This window comes from Wolbachia pipientis (assembly GCF_001752665.1).
GTDB lineage: Bacteria > Pseudomonadota > Alphaproteobacteria > Rickettsiales > Anaplasmataceae > Wolbachia > Wolbachia pipientis_A.
On record NZ_MJMG01000001.1, the window covers coordinates 44,165 to 63,714 of the forward strand.

Here is a 19,550-nt window from a genome sequence, read left to right on the forward strand (position 1 = left end):
TCTCATGTGTGCTACGGTAATCTCCAGATTTTACGTTTTCTATTTGATGAATTTAGCATGACCATTGTTACCTTAAATGTAAGTTTACCAGTTAGATTTCTGGGTCAACAACGGTTCAAGAATTAAAGAGTGATATTATAAGTAAGTTTAATGTAATATTTGGCACATGTCTTAAGTTTTTTGTTGAATAATGCTAGTTTATGGTTTACACATATAACACTAAATCTTAAATTACTTATGAATATTTTTAAACAAATATTTAGTTTAATATATAATAAGCTTAATGAATTAAAGCAAAAAAACATTATAAATACAAAAATTGAGGATTTTATTGTAGGTCCTCCTGGTAATAAAATGCATGGTGATATTTACACAAACATTGCCATGGTAATTGCTCAATATGAAAAAAAGAACCCTATTATTATTGCAGAAATTTTAGCAAAAGAGTTTGAGCTTTTTAATGAAGTATCAAAAGTAGAAATAGCAGATCCTGGTTTTATCAATATTCATTTAAAATTAGAAGTGTGGCATAAAATTTTAGAACAGATAAATAAATTAAAAACTGAATTTGGTAATATAGATATAGGTTGCAACCAGTCAGTGAATGTGGAATTTGTATCTGCAAATCCAACTGGACCTATGCATATTGGTCACGCAAGAGGTGCTGTGTTTAGTGATGTTTTAGCAAACTTGTTAAAGAAAGCTGGCTATAAAGTTACAAAAGAATATTACATTAACGATGCTGGAGCACAAATAGATGTTCTTGTACAATCAGTGTATCTTAGATACAGAGAAGCTCTTGGTGAGGAAATTAGTATCAGTAAAGGCTTATATCCTGGTGAGTACTTAAAACCTATAGGAGTAGCATTAGCTAAACAGTATGGCGATTCACTTAGACCAGATAGTCCAATAATCAAAGATTATGCTCTAGAAAGCATTTTACAGATAATAAAAGAAGATCTGCGTATGCTTAAGGTAAGTCATGACGTTTTTACTTCAGAGCGTAATCTGCAAAGTAGTGGCAAAATTGAGGAAAGTATCAAAATATTATGTGATAAAGGTCTTATATATGAAGGATATCTTGAAAAACCAAAAGGTGCAAAAAATGACAATTGGACTGAAAGAAAACAGCTATTATTTCGTTCTACACAATTTGGTGATGATATTGACCGTGCATTAAAGAAAGAAGACGGAAGCTGGACTTATTTTGCATCGGATATTGCTTACCATTATGATAAGATATCACGTGGTTTTAACTACATGATAGTAGAGCTTGGTAGCGATCATGGCGGTTATGTAAAAAGGTTAAAGGCAATAGTGTCTGCATTAAGCAATGGGCAAGCAAAACTAGAAGTTAAACTTCATAACATAGTTAATTTTTTAGACAATGGTAAATTTGTGAAGATGTCTAAAAGATCAGGTGATATTTTAACTGTAAAAGATGTAATAGAAGAAGTTGGAAGTGATATTACACGCTTTATTATGCTTACACGTAAGAATGATATGGTGCTTGATTTTGATTTTACCAAAGTCAAAGAACAGTCAAAGGATAATCCTGTTTTTTATGTACAATACGCACATGCTCGTGCTCATTCATTAATGCGTAATGCTCCAAAAGATTTACCAAATCCATCTCTTGCACTTCTAAAGAGTAATGAAGAGCTATTTGTGATCAAAACTTTAGCAAAGTGGCCAGATGTAGTTGAAATTTCTGCAAGGCTTTGTGAGCCACATAGAATAACCTTCTATTTACTTGAAGTCTCAGAAGCATTTCATGTATTATGGGGATACGGTAAAAATGATTTAAATATGCGGTTTATATTGGAAGACAATTTAAGTCTGACAGCTGCAAGAATATTCCTAGTTCAAGCTGTAGCATACACAATTGCTTCAGGGCTATTTATTTTGAATATCAAGCCTATACAGGAAATGCGATAATTTAACATTTGCCTTCTATGTCTTTTGAGTAAGTTTTAATACTGCATCAACAGATTGATTGAACATCTGTTGCTCATCGTTATTCATTTTAATTTCAAGTATTTTTTCGATACCATTTTTGCCTATAATAGCAGGCACACCAATAAATAAACCCTTTACACCATATTCACCATCGAGATAAGCAGCACACGGTAGTATACGTCTTTTATTACATAAATATGATTCTAACATACATACAGCAGATGATGCTGGAGAATAATACGCAGATCCAGATTGAAGCAGATCAACTATTTCCTTTCCACCATTACGTGTACGTTTGATTATCTCATCTACAGTTTTTTGTGTAATCAAACCCGTATTGATCATATGTGTTAATGGTATACCAGCAATAGACGTATAGTGGACTAACGGAACCATTGTATCACCGTGTCCACCAAGCACAAAAGCGTGTACATCTTCAACTGAAACATCTAACGCATTAGCAAGAAAGTAACGAAAACGAGCAGAATCGAGTACTCCTGCCATACCAACAACCTTATTAGTAGGTAATCCAGAATATTTGTGTACTACTGAAACCATTGCATCTAGTGGATTAGTAACTACTATTACAAATGCATCAGAAGAATATTGTTTAATATTTTCAGCAACATTTTGCATTACTAAAGCATTTGTTTTGAGTAAATCATCTCTACTCATTCCTGGCTTTCTAGCCATACCAGCAGTAATGATAACTGCATCGGAGCCTTGTATATCCTTATAGTCATTTGTTCCTATAATATTTATGCTGAACCGATCTATAGGAGATGATTCTAAAATATCAAGTGCTTTACCGTGCGCAGCACCTTTATTAATATCGAATAAAATAATATCCCCAAGTCCCTTTAAAGCTATCATATGTGCTAGGGTTCCACCAATATTTCCTGCACCAATTAAAGATATTCTCTTTCTTTGTATCATATATATACCTTTTACTTTTTTTTACCTTCCCATGGCGATAAGCTATCAAAAACACGAAAATCCTGCGATAAATCTATAGGATTATAAACAACTTTTTTTTTCTTCTCATCATATTTAACTTCTTCATAGCCAGTTAAAGGAAAATCTTTTAATAATGGATGTCCTACAAATCCGTAATCAGTAAGTATTCTACGAAGATCAGGATGACCAGAAAATTCTATTCCATACATGTCAAATACTTCACGTTCAAACCATGAAGCTGTACTAAATATTTTTGTTACACTTGGCACTATTTCACCTTCATTCAGTGGTAACTTAATATGTATTCTAGCATTAAACACTACACTAAGTAAATTATATATGATTTCAAAACGCTTATCTTTATTAGGATAATCGACACCAAAAATATCGATTAATAATTCAAATCTACACTGCGTATCATCACGTAAAAAGAGTAAATACTTTTCAATATCACTTATAGCCGCATAAATTATAATAGTAGAATTATCTGTTTGAATATGCTTACATTTAAGCTTTTTCTGTATGTACTGATCCATTCTTAATTTTATTTTGTAAACACATCATGCCATATAACAATGCCTCAGCAGTAGGAGGACATCCTGGAACATATATATCAACAGGAACGATTCTATCACAACCACGCACTACCGAATAAGAGTAGTGATAATACCCACCATTGTTTGCACAACTTCCCATAGAGACTACATACTTTGGATCTGCCATTTGGTCATAAACTCTACGTAATGCTGCTGCCATTTTATTAGTCAATGTACCAGCAATAATCATAACGTCAGATTGCCTTGGACTTGCACGAAACATTATTCCATATCTATCGAGATCATAGCGGCTAGATGCAGTATGCATCATTTCTACTGCACAACATGCAAGGCCGAATGTCATTGGCCACAACGAACCGGACCTTGCCCAGTTTATTATATAATCAACTAACTGACCGAATTTTGTAACTAAGAACCCTTCTTTTTTATAGCGACCCCAGTCATCATTAGATAAAATTTGATTAGTTATGTCTCCCATTCTAACGCGCCTTTACACCATTCATAAATAAACCCTATAGTAAGGATTGTAAGAAATGTCATCATAGATAAAAATCCACTATAACCTATCTGAGGCAATGAAACTCCCCAAGGGAATAGAAAAATAATTTCTAAATCGAATATTATGAATAATATTGAGACTAAATAAAATTTTATGTCAAAACTTTTCCGTGCACTTGATAAAGGGTTAAAACCACATTCATACGCAGAAAGCTTTTCAGAATCTGATTTGCTTGGCATAAAAAACATTGGTAAGATACCTAAGACAATAGATATCACAGCTGCAATACATATAAAAACTACTATAGCAAGGTACTCACTCATAAGGATTTACGTGCTTTCCTAAATCTTTCCCACCCAGAATATGTACATGAAAATGATATACAACCTGCTCACCATGCTTGCCATGGTTAGTTACAAGCCTATAGCCTGTCTTTTCCAGACTATATTTATACGTCATTTCCCTGACAACCTTAAAAAATTTAACTATCTCTTCTGGTGAACCATTACCAATAAAGTCATCATACGATATATATTGCTTCTTTGGTATTACTAAGAGATGTACAGGTGCATCAGGATATTTATCATGAAACACCAACACATTTTCATCATCATACACCTTATCACACAACAACTCTCCTCTAAGGATTTTAGCAAAAGTATTGTTATTGTCATAATGCTCCATACTAATTAACCACAATCTCGACCACCACCTTCCTTCTTAGTGCCACCACTACATGCAGACGATGGCACTGATGTTGGCGTTAAATGATTGGACTGTGAGACATTCTGTAAGCCCATTGCAGAAATTTCATTTCCTTTTACCATTTTTCCCATGTCATTAACTTCATCTTTTGATTGTGGGAGTTTAACACATTCTCTAGAACTTAGGCTGTGTGGAGTAGTTATACGAAACTCTTCATCAGCTATTTTACCCTTATCTTTGTGTGCCTTGTACAGATTTTCACTCGTATTTCTTAATAACTCTACGTCTCTATATTTGCTCAACTCCCCACCAGCAGCACTTGCCACTGCTTTTATACTTTCATCAACCACTTCAGCAATTTTCCCAATAATAATTCTTTTCTTTTGCTCTTCTGTAGCAGTAGAATACTTATCTCCTACATCAGATTCAATGTCTTGTATATTAATATCGAAATAAACAACTCCTCCATTCTGATTAACAGTCAGAGAAACAATATCTTTTGTTAATCCTAATATTTCCGACTTTAATTCGTCTATCCGCTCATTACTTAACGCTGATATATCTCCTAAAAGAACCCTTGTTGCTCTTAATACAATAATCTTTCCATCCACTATGCGTAAATCTAGCCCAAGACCACTACTGCGCTCTAATACCCCCAATTCACGTGTAGGCTCCTCATCATCACTAAAACCAATACTCCTTTTAATCAATGAAAAAACACTACCAACCTTGGTTAAGATAGAGCCTTTTCTTCCCAAATCACTTCCTGCCATTATATACCCCCAAGACGCTTATTGCTTGTTATAGAATAAATAAATTCCATTTTATAATAATAATTATAAATCTATATTCTATAAGTTTCAACTATTATTTTTACATAAATGTTTTAAATATCAATGTATATTCATAGTTTTTAATTTACAATAAATATACATTATGATAAAATTTACGCAACTTATTCCTCGGTAGCTCAGTGGTAGAGCAGTTGGCTGTTAACCAATTGGTCGCTGGTTCGAATCCGGCCCGGGGAGCATTTTCTTTGTGATATGAGCACTAAATCGGTTATTTTATGTATATTAGATGGCTGGGGTAATGGAACAGATAACCAATATAATGCTATTAGTAATGTAAACCCACCTTGTTGGCAATACATTTCATCTAATTATCCTAAATGTAGTTTGTCTGCATCTGGTAATGATGTTGGGTTGCCTGATGGACAAATGGGTAACTCAGAAGTTGGTCACATGAGTATAGGTAGTGGAAGAGTAGTAACACAGAGTCTACAACGTATTAACCAGGAAATTGACACAATAGAAAATAATAAAAATTTAAAAGATTTTATAGATCAAGTAAAAAGCAGAGATGGTACGTGTCATGTAATGGGTTTAATCTCTGACGGTGGAGTGCATTCACATCAAAAACATATTACAATTATAATAAATAAACTAATACAACAAGGAGTAAATGTAGCTATTCATGCATTTTTAGATGGTAGAGATACATTGCCACAATCAGGAAGAGAGTGCATCAAGAAATTTCAAAATGAAATAATGAATAATAATATTGTTACTGTATCTGGACGTTACTATGCCATGGATCGTGATAATAAATGGGAAAGAACGATCGAAGCTTATAATGCTATAGCTTTTGCACAGGCACCTAGATATGATGATACATTATCATTAATTGATAGTAATTATAGCAATAATATTACAGATGAATTCATTAAACCTGCAGTAATTAATGGTTATAATGGAATTAAACCAGAAGATGGCATATTATTAGCCAATTTCCGTGCAGATCGTATGTTACAGTTAGCAGGTGTATTGCTTGGCAAGACTAATAATGATAACGTGGCAAAATTTTCTTCAATTCTAGGTATGATGCAGTATAGTATAGACCTAAACATTCCTTATATTTTTTCTCCTATTTATTGTACTAATACTTTAGGTCAGGTTATATCGGATAATGGGCTAAAACAATTACGCATTGCTGAAACTGAAAAATATGCCCACGTAACTTTTTTCTTTAATTGTGGAAGGGAAAAACCTTTCCCTGGTGAAGAACGAATACTGATTCCTTCACCAAAAATTAAGACTTATGACATGCAGCCAGAAATGTCGGCTTTTAAAGTGACAGAAGAACTTATAAAGAAAATTCATTCTAAAGAATTCACTTTAATAGTTGCAAACTATGCTAACCCTGATATGATAGGACATACAGGTAATATAAAAGCAGCTGAACAGGCTGTTACAGTTGTTGATCATTGCCTATTAAAAGTGTTACAAGCTGTTAAAGAAACAGGCGACACCATACTCATTGTAACTGCAGACCATGGTAATGTTGAGTGCATGTTTGATAAGAAAAGCAACACATTACACACAGCACATACTTTAAATAGAGTACCGTTTATTATCTGTACTGATTTGAGTCTTACGTTAGAAGATGGCAAACTTTCTGATATCGCTCCTACAATATTACAGTTACTTGGGATCAAGAAACCTGCTGAAATTACTGGAAGCTCATTAATTTCTGGCTTTTTTTAAGTAGCATAAAAAATATAAATTAGCTCCAAATAAAACAAATGAGAAGACTTGATGAAGAATAGCTATAATTATTGGCCTTTGAAGTAATAGAGTTATTATTCCTAAAATTATTTGAATAATGAAAAAAAATAATAACGGTTTTGTTCTCGGGTTTCTTACTACCAATATAATTGTTAAAATCAATATTAGTAATGCTAATATTCTATGTAAAAACTGTATAGTGACTTTATTCTCAAAAAAGTTTAGCCAAATAGGCTGTATAAAAAATAAGCCATCAGGAATAATTTTTCCATCCATTAACGGAAAAGTGTTATAAATTAAACCAGCATTTAAGCCTGCTACAAATGCTCCAAAGATTATTTGTAGAACAAGAAGGATTAAAATGTTGCTTATACAACGTATGCCATTATTAGTTATTTTGTGTTTTGTTTCTGGAGCTCTTATACGATAATCGTAGAATTGATATAACAATAGTGCAAATATTATTAATGCTAATAACAAATGAAACGCTAGTCTATAGTGACTGACATGTGGCAGAGTCTCTAATCCACTTTTAACCATATACCATCCAGCAAAAGCTTGCAATACTCCAAGTAAAAGCACTACAAACAATTTCACTAAAACTTTACTAGCAATTTGTCTTTTAAAGATAAAATATACAAGAGGCAAAATAAAGATTAGTCCTGTAATTCTTGCAACTAGCCTATGCACATATTCTATTAAGTAGATAATTTGGAATTCCTTCATGCTTATATCGTAATTATATACCTTATATTCTGGTGTAGCTTCGTATTTTATTTTTTCTTTCACCCATGCTTGTTTGTTAAATGGTGGTAATATTCCAATTATAGGTTTCCATTCAGTAATTGATAATCCTGCACCAGTAAGTCTAGTTAATCCTCCAATTCCTACCATCAGAATTATCATAAAGCAACAGATAAAAAGCCATATTTCTTGGGTGTTTTTCATTTGCTAAATTTTATTAATCTAAGCCAATATACGCCTTATAACTTGCAATTCATTGTTTTGCAATGCGGTTTCTAAAGAATTTTTAAGATTTTTCCATTCTTTGCTATCTTGATAATTTGGTATCAAGGAGTTTTCTATTTGTTGTAGTATTTTATTTTGCGAAGGTATGGTTAATTCTTCATACATATCATTGTTTATAAACTGCAGTATTACTAAAAATGAAAGCAGATTTGGATATAATAATTTTTCCTTTTCATGAATTAATTGTATTTTTTTTACGCAGTATTCGATTGCTTTTAACGACAAGGAAAAATTTATTGCGTAAAATATAAAGCTATTTACAATTAACTCCTTGTTTTTTTTAGTTAATTTTACATCTCTAAATAGTTTTTTTATAAATCTGTATATTGGTTGTTTAGGAAGATGCAACGTAAAATCCATAAAAGATTTTATGCCAAAATTTGCTCCAAGTATCTTATTTATAGCATTCTGTACGTTATTTATGTCCTTACTTACAGTAATAATAAAAACCAGCCCCTCTATGTTAAGAATATATTTTATAGATTCTAAAAAATCTACTATAAACTCAGAGCGGCACATATTTAAATTATCTACCATTATAAAAATATTTTTGCCATTTCTAATTTTATCAACTATCTTTGCAAGTTGCTTCCTAAAATCTTGAATATTTTCCTTTCTTCTTTTGATAACATTCAATTCCTTTAAGATATAACTGATATCTTTCCGGTCAGCTTCCTTAGTTGTGTTGAGTAATACAGAAAACATAGAAAGTGGAGATTTACTAATTATTTTCTCAAGAGTATTTAAAGAGAATAACTCTTGATCCATATTCAAAAATTGATTAATAATACTTCTCTTTATTTTGTATGACGTAAATAGAGTTTCGAAAAGGAAATGTAAAAAGGAAGCTAATGGTTTATCCAACGCACTTATATCCCATGCATCATAATATGCAGCAACTTCATTCTGTTGTTTTAAAGCTTTAACCCATTCCTTTAGAAAAAAAGTCTGACCCCATCCGCTATATCCTTCTAAAGACATTATAGTGAATGAATTATTAACTGTTTTTATTACAGAATTGAATTTATCTGCAAATTGCTGGTAACCAAGACAGTCATATTCCCAAGCTTTTTCTTCAACTGGTTTCTCCTTTTTATAGAATGGTATTAATGAGATAAGTTTCTGTAAGCACATACCATTTTAATATTCTTTAGGACATTTGAGCTGAGGTTCCATTTTCAATTGCAAGATCTCTAGCTAAAAATAATGACCCACAAATCAATATAGTCTTTACATTTTGGTTGGTAATTTTTAATATATGGTTTGATATGGAATCGCTTATTGATTCACACGCAAAGGCATTTATTCCTATTTTATTTGCTATTTCCTTAATTAAAACTGCATTATTTGCATTAAGCTCTGACTGCACACAAACTGCACATAACAATTTAATATATGATTTAAAGTGATGTAAAAATTGTTCTACATCTCTATTGCGAGTAAGACCGAAAATCATATAAATACCATCAGGAAAATTATCCGTAACCCATTCAGACAATATCCTTGCGCCATCATTGTTATGTGCACCATCTAAAAAAAGTTTCCAGTCATTTGGTAATAGTGAAATCAATTTTCCTGTTTTTATCTGTTCCAGCCGTGCAGGCCAGTAAGTATGCTGTAACCCTCTAGCAATATCTCCTTCATGAATATTAAATCCATATTTCCCGCTTAAAATACTGCAAGCTGCGATGGCATTACCAGCATTTGTTATTTGATGATTACCTGTAAGAGAAGGAAGCGGAAATTCAATTGATTGTACAGATGATTGAAAAATCATTTTATTGTTTTCTTTATAGCAATTCCATTCTAGTCCGTTCCTATATAGAGGAGCTTTTTTAAGCGCTGCATGAAATCCTAAAATATCCATTACAGAATTTTCCTGTGCTGCTATAACACAAGGGATACTATTTTTCATTATTCCAGCTTTTTCTCCTGCTATAATTTCTACAGTCGGGCCAAGATATTCTGTATGGTCTAGAGCAATGGATGTGATTATTGTTAAAATTGGGTTCTCTATAACATTCGTTGCGTCAAGCCTTCCGCCCATGCCAACTTCTATCAGTGTAATATCAGCCTTATTACGCGCAAACGCTAAAAAAGCCGTGATAGTTGCTGCTTCAAATAAAGTTGTCGGCTGATCGTTGATTGCTATACGGCATTCTTCTAATAAGTTGTATAATTCATTATCACTTATATGCTTACCTGCAATAACTATCCTTTCATTAAAATATATTAAATGTGGAGAAGTATATGCGTGAACCCTATATCCTGCTGCTTGCATTATATATCTTATAAAAGCTAATGTTGACCCCTTACCATTAGTTCCAGAAATATGCACTATTGGAGGCATGTCCCTTTCAGGATTACCTAGCTTTCGCATGGAATTTTCTACCCTATCCATGGCATTGCCATCTAATGGGCAGCTTATCAATTTAGGCCAGTGTGGCATGTATATCATAGATTATTATTACATTTTAGCTCTTTTATAACCTGTTCTATACCATATGTATCAATCCTTTTATTAAACTGAGCACGTTGATTAATCAAGACACTTATACCACTTACTGTGATATCACTGATCAAGAAAGAATTATCTTTTTTTGTTACTTGAAAATCTATATTTGTAAATTCTTCATTATCACTATGAGAAAATCTAGTATTTATAATGCAAACTCTATCATCAACCTTCTTTGTGCCCATTACACTCATTTCACTGCTTTGTATATAATCATATAAAATTTTAGTGCATAATCGTACAAAATATGCTTCATATTCTCTCAAAAAGTCTTCTCTTGTAGCATCTTGACTCAGCACCCAATGTTTACCGATAATAAAACGAGATATCTTTTTAAGATCAAGGTTGTTTCTGATAATTGACTGTAACATTTGACTTTTTCTGCCTACAGTGGAAACCATTTGGTTCTTTAATGCATATATAAAATCCTTATGACTTCTACAGTCAGCATAGGCACTCGTAGCTAGAAACATTATGATAAAAATTTTAATAACGTTCATACTACTGATTTTTTACACGAGAACATTAAATAATAGTTAATATGATAATCAGTTACAATATATTTGTAGACACAACATCTTCGAGATAATTATAATATACATGGGTCTATGCTATGCGTTTTAAGTTAAGTTAAATTTCTTGAGCGATAACATTGTATAAAGGGAATTGCCTCTGTTAATTTCATTGGAATTAATATGTGATGCCCACCTTAACTTAAGGTCTCAGGAATCTGCTAAGATTAACGGTAGCTATGGATCCACCATAATTGTTTTAAACAAATATGCTTTATCAGTATAGAACAGAAGATATATTTCTTTGTTCACTACAGGAAGCATTTCAACTGGTTATTGATGTTGAAAAATATCCTCATTTTATTCCTTGGTGTAAGGTAGTGCATATAAAGGAAAAAACGGAAAATCAGATGATTGTAGATCTGTTAGCAGTTTTTTACGGAATTAAAGGTCAATATACCTCTGAAGTAATTTCAATCCCACCTAACAAATCAAACTTGGCATTAGTAAAAGTTACATCATCACATGGGATATTTAAATATCTATATAATGAATGGCAATTTATATATCTAGATGAATATCAGACTATAGTAAAGTTTTATATAGAATTTAAGTTTAAATCTAATATATTCTCTATGATGTTAAATCAAGTATATAAGCGTGCACAAAGTAAAATAATTACTGCATTTAAAAATAGAGCTGAAAAAATTGCTCAGCAAAAGTTATCTTGACATCACTTTACATCTAATACATATATTTATTACTGTAATCAATCTGTGGTTTATGTTTTTTAGGGCTTTACTTTTATCGCTTTTTATCTATACAACTTTATACGCTCACCAAGAAAAAATCACACAAGAAACAGAAATAATATCCAAAGAAAGCAACACAACAGAAGAAATAACACAAAAGGAGTTATTATCACTTTTACCAGATGATAAATTTTTAGGAGATCCAAACGCACCAGTTATTATGATAGGATATGTCTCACCCACTTGTTATCATTGTGCTCTTTTCTATAAAAATGAGCTTGCTCAGATTAAAAAAAAGTATATTGACACTGGTAAACTATTATATGTACTCAGAATTTTTCCTACTGATAGATTCGGGTTTAAGGCTACACTGTTAAGTTATTGCTATACAAAAACTGAAAATTATTTCAATTTTATTCGAGCTATTTTTGATGCACTTGTTTCATGGAATTACTATAATAATTCAGATGAGTTAGCTTTGTTAAAGAAGATTGCAGCACTAAGTAATTTAAAAGAAGATATGTTTAATAAGTGTATTAATGATAAAGCCATAGAAGATAAAGTTTTAAACAATAAGTTACTTGCAATAAATAAACTTGGTGTCGAAAACAGTCCAACGTTCTTTATTAAGATTAACAACAATAATTTCCCTACAGGGCTGCGTGAATGTAAACATGAAGGACATAAAAAACTGGAGTATTTTTCCAGTATAATAGACAAACTATATGCACAAGCCACAACACCAGCATCCTAACCACAGAAAGCACCACCGATAAAGCACAGCAGTGCAGTCTTCATCTCAGTTAAATCGCAAGATGGTTATTTCTGTTTCTTACGTTGAAGTTCTCTTCTCTTGCTATCCCATGTGTAATAATACATAGCTATTCTATTTTCTATTAAGACTATTGTGCCATCATAGAAGTGAACCATATCCATAACTTTTCTTTGAGCTTCGTTGAAAAACTCCAACCATTTCTCACGATAAGCAGGATTATTCAATATAGCAACCCCTTCATTTTTATTTTGAGACTTTTTGTTCAGTGTTTCAACTTCACCTTCACTTGTAGTATAAGACATACACCCCCTCTGTAATAATACTCCCCTAAAGTTAACCACTAACTATGATAGAATATATAATAATTTATGTCACTTAAAATTTTACATTATAAAATAATAATTTAAAGTTAATAAGGTCATTATATTTTAATTTAATCTATTTTATGCGTGATGCAACTAATGTAAAGCTCCTGTATATAAGGAACCTTTTTGCAAAAAATTATGAAAAAATAAAAGAAAGCTGTGTTTTTGGAGAAAAGCAGTATATTCAGATTAGTCCTGAAGAAGGGAAATTATTAAGTCTATTCATAAAAATTAATGGAATAAAAAGGATAGTAGAAGTTGGTACTCTATACGGTTATTCATCAATTTGTATGGCCAAAGCTTTACCAGAAGACGGTCATATCTATACTATAGAAAACAACCCATACCATATGAAGATAGCACGAGATAATTTTAGCACCTTAAACTTGATTAATAAAATCACTCTGCTGGAGGGAGATGCATGTAAAAAATTAAAAGAATTATCAATTAAAGCACCTTTTGATATGATATTTATTGACGCTGATAAAGGTAATTACACCAGATACCTAGATTGGGCAGAATTATATATCAGACAAGGAGGATTAATTGTAGCAGATAACACATTGTTATTTAATACTATATTTCTTGAATCACCTCCAGAAGAGACATCTAAATGTTCATGGTACGCCATGAAGGAATTTAACAACAGATTATCAAATGAGAACAAATATCATTCTATATTGATACCAACCGAAGAAGGCATGACAATCGCTTTAAAATTATAACTCAATATACAAAATTTTTATTCTGAATTAGAAAATATTTATGTATTAATTAAAGCTGAATGGAATTTGTACTTTTCAACTTCTTTAATAAGACAAGGAGCATTTGCAACTACAGCTGTTACTATGTATAATATAGGGATAAGTTATGGAGCTATAGCTTCTGTAGGTGCATGCTTATTTACCGCTGTGTCACTTTTTTAACAACTATTTCCTTATATGGAGTATCAATGAGTTATAGCTGCTGTAATTCAGGCTGTAAGTACTTCTGTAATACTGCTGTATAGTAGTAAAGAGTATATTTCACATGAACTAGGTAAACCTGATCCTAAGGATATGTGTCGTTGAAAATTGTCTTCGGAAAAATGGCGGGCAACAGCGCCAGCTATAATACAAATGCATAGAATAGTGGAAATATCTGAGGAACTCATGTTAGATATTCCCACTAAATAATAGTATACCTGTCACTAAGATCATCCATAGCATGGATATAGGCAAAAATACCTTCCAACCGATGTGCATGAGTTGGTCATAACGGTAGCGTGGTATTGTTGCCCTAACCCAAATAAATATGAAGAGCAACACAACTATTTTGCCAATAAACCAGATTAAACCCGGAACCATATATAAAATACTTAAATTTAGAGGAGGGTACCATCCACCTAAGAAAAAAATTGTCATTATTGCACTTGCAAGGATCATATTTGCATATTCTCCTAGAAAAAAGAGCGCAAAAGGCATAGATGAATATTCAACATTATAACCAGCAACAAGTTCTGCTTCAGCTTCTGGCAAATCAAATGGATGACGGTTAGTTTCTGCAAGCAAAGAAATGAAGAATATAATTCCCATCGGTATAAACAACAAATCAATCCATAATGGCATATTATGCTTTGTTACTACTATTTCACCAAGATTTAATGTACCTGTTGTAATAACCACTGTAGCAACTATTAGCCCTATTGAAACTTCATATGAAATCATTTGAGCAGCAGATCTAATAGCACCAAGAAAAGCATAATTAGAATTACTTGACCAACCTGCAATAATTACCCCATATACACTCAAAGATGAAACAGCTAATATGTATAGCACCCCAACATTTATATTAGCAATTGCTTTGGGAATTATTACTCTGTGACCGTTATTTATAATTATTTCAGCATTAAAGGGTATAACTGCCCAAGCAATAAGCGCCAGAATAAAAGTCAACATAGGAGCCACTATAAACAATAGACCATTTGCCTTTGATGGTACTATTACCTCTTTAACTAAAAGTTTAATCGCGTCTGCAAATGGTTGTAACAACCCGAAAGGTCCAACTACGCTTGGACCATGACGCAATTGCATCGCAGCAATTACCTTGCGCTCAAAATATACTAGGTATGCAACTGAAAACAGAAGCGGTACTAAAATAAATAAAATATCAATAACTACATTCATAAAAAGCCTTAGTACAATCTGCCATTATTTTTGAAGCACGGCTTATTGGATCAGTCATATAAAAATTATATTCTTGTAAAGTAAAAGGTGCATTACTCAGATTTATCTCACCATAGTCAATAGAGACCCATTTGTTTTTTACGACTCGATCTGGATTTTTAAACTGCATACCGACAGTATCTAGCTTTTTCCTAACATCGCATAAGCTATCATACGCTAATGGTACACCTAAATGTTCCGAGAGATTTTTAATAATCAACCAATCCTCTTTTGCTTCACCAGGAGGAAATACCGCTAAATTTGTTCTCTGCACTCTGCCTTCAGTATTTACGTATGTTGCATATTTTTCTGTGTATGCAGCACCTGGTAAAATTACATCTGCCACATTTACAGCTCTATCGCCATGATGGCCTTGATAGATTACAAATGCATTTTTCAATTTTGATATATCAATTTCATCTGCTCCAAGCAGATAAACTATCTCCATATCACCATTTTCTGCATACTGCAATATTTGCTCCACATTCTTACCATTTTTCTTGGGAATAAATCCAACATCCATCCCACCGACTCTAGCAGCTGCTTTATGTAACACATTAAATCCATTCCACTTTTCCCTAATCATATTAAACTTTTCTGCAATCTTACTTGTTATAGCTAAAATTGAATGAGAATCATCCCTTATAAGGGCATTTTGCCCTACAATAATCATAGGATTTTGAGCAGCATTCAATAGTTTACAGAATTTATGATTTCCTTCTACTATTTCACTTAAAATATTCGGATTATCACCTAGTTTTTCAACGTGGTACAGATACTTAATATCTGGACCGAGACTTGCAACATAAAAATTCCCCTGTAGATACCTCTTTCTTAAACGTGCATTGATTATTGGCGCTTCTATTCCTGGGTTGGTATTAATCAAAAGACATAAATCTGCATTTTCTATGCCATCAATTGTAGTATTAAATAAATATGATGTACGAATATTTGCCATTAATTTTGCATTGTCTTGTCTGCAATCTATATTATATGAACCAAGTTTCTGCATAATTTCTTTAAGCAACAGCATAGACTCACAGTCCACCAAATCTCCAGCAATTGCAGATATTTTATCAGGCTTAGTTTCTTTTAATTTTTTTGCAGTAACTTTTAATGCTTCATCCCAACTAGTTGACGTTAATCTTCCATTTTTTCTTATATATGCACGATCAAGACGCTGTACTTTTAATCCATCATAAGCAAACCGAGTTTTATCAGATATCCATTCTTCATTGATTTCCTCATTAAGCCTTGGCAATATCCGCATTACTTCAGGACCACGATAATCAACCCTAATAGCACTACCCACAGCATCTAGTACATCTATAGTCTCACAATGTGAAAGTTCCCATGGGCGGGCTTTAAAGGAATATGGCTTAGAAGTTAATGCCCCTACAGGACACAAATCGATAATATTTCCTGATAACTTAGAATGTATATGTTTTTTTATGTAAGTACTAATTTCAACATTTTCCCCTCTACCTATTCCACCTAATTCATAAGTACCTGCAACATCAGACAAAAATCTAACACAACGAGTGCAATGAATACACCTATTCATTGCAGTTTCAATTAACGGGCCAAAATCTTTCTTGGGAATAGCCCTTTTAGATTCATCCAATCTACTCACCCCATTACCATAAGCCATAGTGATATCTTGAAGATCACACTCACCACCTTGATCACAAATAGGACAATCAAGCGGATGATTTATCAGTAAAAATTCAAGTACGCCTTCACGTGCTTTTCTAATTTTTAAAGTATCTGTATGGATAACCATACCTTCTGCAACTTGAATTGCACATGAAGCTACTGGCTTGGACAGTCCACCTTCAATTTCCACCAGACACATTCTACAGTTACCAGAGATTGCTAAGCGTTCATGATAACAAAACCTTGGAATTTCAATACCTGCAATCTCGCAAGCCTGGATAATAGTAAGACCTTGATNTACTTCACATTCTATTGAATCAACAGTAATTTTAACCACTTATAGATTCCCATTTAATAGGATTACCGCTTACTGCATCTTCCACAAGATTACCATTATCATATTGAGCAGACATATAATTCATACGTAAATCACGATCTATATATCTCACTGGTTTCACTGGCTTATCCTTATATAATATCTGTTCAGCTTTTCTACGTTGAGTATGATCATTTTTACTAGCTATTTTTGCTTTTCCACCTGCTGCCATAATTTATCTCCTAAAAACTTTCTCTTATTTTAACATTTTAATATACATGGTCAATATCTTCTAGTTAGAATAAATTTTACCTGCATACATAAATACTATAATTACCAAAACATTCCAGGAGAATATAGTAGTGTTTTCTGGTAACATCAAATTCTGTAATTAAATTATTTATTGAATCCTTACTGAAGAATTAGTAAAGTAATATATAGTTTAAATGGAGGTTGATATGTTATGTGTAGATAGTGGCACTAGTCTCGTACAATATATTGCTAAAATACAGAAATTTCCTATATTGTCATATGAAGAAGAGATACAATGCGCAAAAAACTGGTATGATCATCATGATATTTCATCTGCACATAAGATAATTACTAGTCACCTGAACTTAGTGGTAAAGGTTGCTATACAATTAAGAAATTATGGGTTACCATTAATGGACTTGATTATGGAGGGAAATGTTGGATTGATGCAAGCAGTAAAAAAGTTTAATCCTAATTTAGGATTTCGTTTTTCAACTTATGCAGTATGGTGGATCAAGGCTTCAATGAAAGACTTTATATTAAAATCTTGGTCTTACGTCAAGATAGGTACAACACAAGCACAAAGAAAGCTATTTTTTAGTTTACGTAAGATAAAGAAAAGAATTTTACAGCACTCAGATAGGGAAGTTTTAAGTAATGAGGATGTGAAAGCTATATCAAATGAGCTTTCTGTTTCTGAAGAAGATGTGATACAAATGAATCAGCGCTTATCTTACCGAGATTTGTCATTAAATGAGTGTATAAGAATCAACAATGAATCTACAAAAGAGTTACAGGGTACAATCTCATCTACTGTAGAGGATCAAGAAACAGCCTACAAAAGTCAAGAAGAAAGAGAATTAAAGGAAGCTATTTTAAAAAAAGCATTAATACATTTAAATGAAAGAGCAAGAGATATTTTCACAAGTAAATATCTATCGGATCGTCCTAAGACTTTAGATGAGTTGAGCAAGCAATATGGTGTTTCTCGAGAAAGAATTAGACAGATTGCTGAACAGTCAATGGAAAAAGTAAAGCAATACATACAATCAGAGGCTTCAAAATTCAGGTTATATGCGTAGCTTGTTGATATTTCTGTTACTCTGTTCGATAAAAACTTTCGGGTTAGCTAGTGAAACAAAATTACAAGACAAGCGGTTACAGGAAAAGTATAAGGACTGGCTTGTTTATACAGCACTAGAAGATGGAGAAAAATTATGCTATATAGTCTCTTACCCCCAAAAAAAGGATAGTAATTATACAACAAACCGTAAACCATATGTAATGGTTAGTTATATTGGTAACGCTGTAGATGAAGTAAGTGTAACTTCAGGGTTCGCATATGATAAGGAAGAGCCTGTAGTTCTTAGTTTTATTTCTGAAAAATATACATTACCCGTTATAGATGGGAATTTTGCATGGACAGAAAATATACATACAGACAAGAGGTTAATTTTAAAAATGAAACAAGGATTATCGATGACGGTATCTGGACAAGTAAAAGCACAAATGGTTTATGATACTTATTCTTTGCTTGGATTTCAAAAAGCTTATAAAAAAATGCATGATCTGTGTAATGCAAAATCAGATAAATGACTAATATAAAAAACAATTCTTTTCTTTATAGTGATAATGCAGAATTCATAGAAGAGATGTATCAACGTTACCTTCAGTATGATAAGTCAATAGGCAAAGAATGGTATAATTTTTTTGCAAATGATACAGAGGCTAATGAAGCAGGAAAAGAAGATTTAATAGTAAATTTCTTTAGGACTTATGGGCATTTCTTTGCAGATTTAAATCCTTTAAACAATCAACCAATAAATCATCTAAAGTATTCTGGTGTAGATTTCAGAGATACTGCTAATGAGTTTATTTCTCAATTAAAGCAAATTTATTGTAAAAGTATTGGTTTTGAATTCATGCATAT

The 19,550-nt window shown here is 32.4% G+C and carries 22 protein-coding genes, 1 tRNA gene and 1 other RNA gene (1 of these 24 cut by a window edge); 10 read left to right on the forward strand and 14 right to left on the reverse strand.

The genetic code is table 11. From position 1 onward, the window contains the following. The first annotated feature begins 237 nt into the window (after positions 1-237). A complete protein-coding gene (gene argS / locus BIY23_RS00220) occupies positions 238-1,938 on the forward strand; it encodes an arginine--tRNA ligase (protein ID WP_070064833.1) in 1,701 nt (566 codons plus the stop codon). Between the two features lie 15 nt (positions 1,939-1,953). Here argS and mdh read toward each other — a convergent pair whose 3' ends face one another. From mdh to BIY23_RS00250, 6 genes are read right to left on the reverse strand one after another with little or no spacing between them, the layout of a single operon-like run. Further along, entirely contained in the window at positions 1,954-2,895 is a 942-nt protein-coding gene (gene mdh, locus BIY23_RS00225) for a malate dehydrogenase (protein ID WP_070064572.1), read from the reverse strand. Between the two features lie 11 nt (positions 2,896-2,906). Then, the gene (locus BIY23_RS00230; protein ID WP_070064573.1) at positions 2,907-3,452 is read right to left on the reverse strand and encodes an NADH-quinone oxidoreductase subunit C; all 546 of its coding nucleotides are present in this window, start codon (positions 3,450-3,452) and stop codon (positions 2,907-2,909) included. Then, a complete protein-coding gene (locus BIY23_RS00235; RefSeq protein ID WP_070064574.1) occupies positions 3,424-3,951 on the reverse strand; it encodes a NuoB/complex I 20 kDa subunit family protein in 528 nt (175 codons plus the stop codon). The genes BIY23_RS00230 and BIY23_RS00235 overlap by 29 nt, the downstream gene beginning before the upstream one ends. Next, entirely contained in the window at positions 3,939-4,295 is a 357-nt protein-coding gene (gene ndhC, locus BIY23_RS00240) for an NADH-quinone oxidoreductase subunit A (RefSeq protein WP_070064575.1), read from the reverse strand. Before ndhC ends, BIY23_RS00235 begins: the two co-directional genes overlap by 13 nt. Continuing rightward, positions 4,288-4,656: an HIT domain-containing protein gene (locus BIY23_RS00245; protein ID WP_070064576.1), complete on the reverse strand. Its 369-nt coding sequence runs from the start codon at positions 4,654-4,656 to the stop codon at positions 4,288-4,290. Before BIY23_RS00245 ends, ndhC begins: the two co-directional genes overlap by 8 nt. Before the next feature lie 5 nt (positions 4,657-4,661). Next, positions 4,662-5,450, reverse strand: coding sequence for a hypothetical protein (locus BIY23_RS00250; protein WP_070064577.1), 789 nt, complete (start codon positions 5,448-5,450; stop codon positions 4,662-4,664). 186 nt (positions 5,451-5,636) lie between these two features. On the opposite strand from BIY23_RS00250, the gene BIY23_RS00255 reads away from it, so the two are divergent. Together BIY23_RS00255 and gpmI are read left to right on the forward strand one after the other, a co-directional pair. Continuing rightward, positions 5,637-5,708: transfer RNA gene (locus BIY23_RS00255), tRNA-Asn, on the forward strand. A 15-nt stretch (positions 5,709-5,723) separates the two neighbouring features. Next, positions 5,724-7,223, forward strand: coding sequence for a 2,3-bisphosphoglycerate-independent phosphoglycerate mutase (gpmI, locus tag BIY23_RS00260; RefSeq protein WP_070064578.1), 1,500 nt, complete (start codon positions 5,724-5,726; stop codon positions 7,221-7,223). On the opposite strand, the gene BIY23_RS00265 is transcribed toward gpmI, so the two are convergent. The 4 genes from BIY23_RS00265 to BIY23_RS00280 are packed head-to-tail and all read right to left on the reverse strand — an operon-like array spanning position 7,203 to position 11,288. Next, complete coding sequence (locus BIY23_RS00265; protein ID WP_070064579.1) at positions 7,203-8,192, reverse strand: COX15/CtaA family protein; 990 nt, start codon at positions 8,190-8,192, stop codon at positions 7,203-7,205. The two genes, gpmI and BIY23_RS00265, sit on opposite strands and share 21 nt — an antisense overlap. A gap of 18 nt (positions 8,193-8,210) precedes the next feature. Beyond that, a complete protein-coding gene (locus BIY23_RS00270) occupies positions 8,211-9,407 on the reverse strand; it encodes a P-loop NTPase fold protein (protein ID WP_070064580.1) in 1,197 nt (398 codons plus the stop codon). A gap of 16 nt (positions 9,408-9,423) precedes the next feature. Continuing rightward, a complete protein-coding gene (locus BIY23_RS00275; RefSeq protein ID WP_070064581.1) occupies positions 9,424-10,731 on the reverse strand; it encodes a bifunctional folylpolyglutamate synthase/dihydrofolate synthase in 1,308 nt (435 codons plus the stop codon). Further along, positions 10,728-11,288, reverse strand: coding sequence for an MlaC/ttg2D family ABC transporter substrate-binding protein (locus BIY23_RS00280; protein ID WP_070064582.1), 561 nt, complete (start codon positions 11,286-11,288; stop codon positions 10,728-10,730). Before BIY23_RS00280 ends, BIY23_RS00275 begins: the two co-directional genes overlap by 4 nt. Before the next feature lie 100 nt (positions 11,289-11,388). On the opposite strand from BIY23_RS00280, the gene ssrS reads away from it, so the two are divergent. The 3 genes from ssrS (at position 11,389) to BIY23_RS00295 (ending at position 12,806) form a co-directional block, all read left to right on the forward strand. Beyond that, positions 11,389-11,550, forward strand: a non-coding RNA gene (ssrS, locus tag BIY23_RS00285) — 6S RNA. A gap of 19 nt (positions 11,551-11,569) precedes the next feature. Next, a complete protein-coding gene (locus tag BIY23_RS00290; protein WP_070064583.1) occupies positions 11,570-12,031 on the forward strand; it encodes a type II toxin-antitoxin system RatA family toxin in 462 nt (153 codons plus the stop codon). Positions 12,032-12,083: 52 nt separating this feature from the next. Further along, a complete protein-coding gene (locus BIY23_RS00295) occupies positions 12,084-12,806 on the forward strand; it encodes a thioredoxin domain-containing protein (protein WP_070064834.1) in 723 nt (240 codons plus the stop codon). 65 nt (positions 12,807-12,871) lie between these two features. On the opposite strand, the gene BIY23_RS00300 is transcribed toward BIY23_RS00295, so the two are convergent. Beyond that, complete coding sequence (locus tag BIY23_RS00300; protein ID WP_070064584.1) at positions 12,872-13,129, reverse strand: DUF2671 domain-containing protein; 258 nt, start codon at positions 13,127-13,129, stop codon at positions 12,872-12,874. Between the two features lie 143 nt (positions 13,130-13,272). On the opposite strand from BIY23_RS00300, the gene BIY23_RS00305 reads away from it, so the two are divergent. Further along, positions 13,273-13,917, forward strand: coding sequence for an O-methyltransferase (locus tag BIY23_RS00305; RefSeq protein WP_070064585.1), 645 nt, complete (start codon positions 13,273-13,275; stop codon positions 13,915-13,917). Between the two features lie 429 nt (positions 13,918-14,346). On the opposite strand, the gene nuoH is transcribed toward BIY23_RS00305, so the two are convergent. From nuoH to BIY23_RS00320, 3 genes are all read right to left on the reverse strand, one after another. Beyond that, a complete protein-coding gene (nuoH, locus tag BIY23_RS00310; RefSeq protein WP_070064586.1) occupies positions 14,347-15,357 on the reverse strand; it encodes an NADH-quinone oxidoreductase subunit NuoH in 1,011 nt (336 codons plus the stop codon). Continuing rightward, positions 15,341-17,389 (reverse strand): NADH-quinone oxidoreductase subunit NuoG, encoded by a 2,049-nt coding sequence (gene nuoG / locus BIY23_RS00315; RefSeq protein WP_070064587.1) that lies wholly within the window; start codon positions 17,387-17,389, stop codon positions 15,341-15,343. Before nuoG ends, nuoH begins: the two co-directional genes overlap by 17 nt. Further along, positions 17,382-17,600, reverse strand: coding sequence for a hypothetical protein (locus tag BIY23_RS00320; RefSeq protein WP_070064588.1), 219 nt, complete (start codon positions 17,598-17,600; stop codon positions 17,382-17,384). Before BIY23_RS00320 ends, nuoG begins: the two co-directional genes overlap by 8 nt. A 226-nt stretch (positions 17,601-17,826) precedes the next feature. On the opposite strand from BIY23_RS00320, the gene BIY23_RS00325 reads away from it, so the two are divergent. The 3 genes in view from BIY23_RS00325 to BIY23_RS00335 are tightly spaced (each overlapping or abutting the next) and all read left to right on the forward strand, a layout consistent with a single transcriptional unit that may run on beyond the window. Then, entirely contained in the window at positions 17,827-18,702 is an 876-nt protein-coding gene (locus tag BIY23_RS00325; protein WP_261722476.1) for an RNA polymerase factor sigma-32, read from the forward strand. Next, positions 18,695-19,216: an invasion associated locus B family protein gene (locus BIY23_RS00330; RefSeq protein WP_070064590.1), complete on the forward strand. Its 522-nt coding sequence runs from the start codon at positions 18,695-18,697 to the stop codon at positions 19,214-19,216. Before BIY23_RS00325 ends, BIY23_RS00330 begins: the two co-directional genes overlap by 8 nt. After that, positions 19,213-19,550 carry the 5' end (the start) of a 2-oxoglutarate dehydrogenase E1 component gene (locus BIY23_RS00335; RefSeq protein ID WP_261722477.1) on the forward strand. It continues 2,257 nt past the right edge of the window, so the window shows 338 of its 2,595 coding nt (coding positions 1-338); it begins with the start codon at positions 19,213-19,215; its stop codon lies beyond the right edge, outside the window. The genes BIY23_RS00330 and BIY23_RS00335 overlap by 4 nt, the downstream gene beginning before the upstream one ends.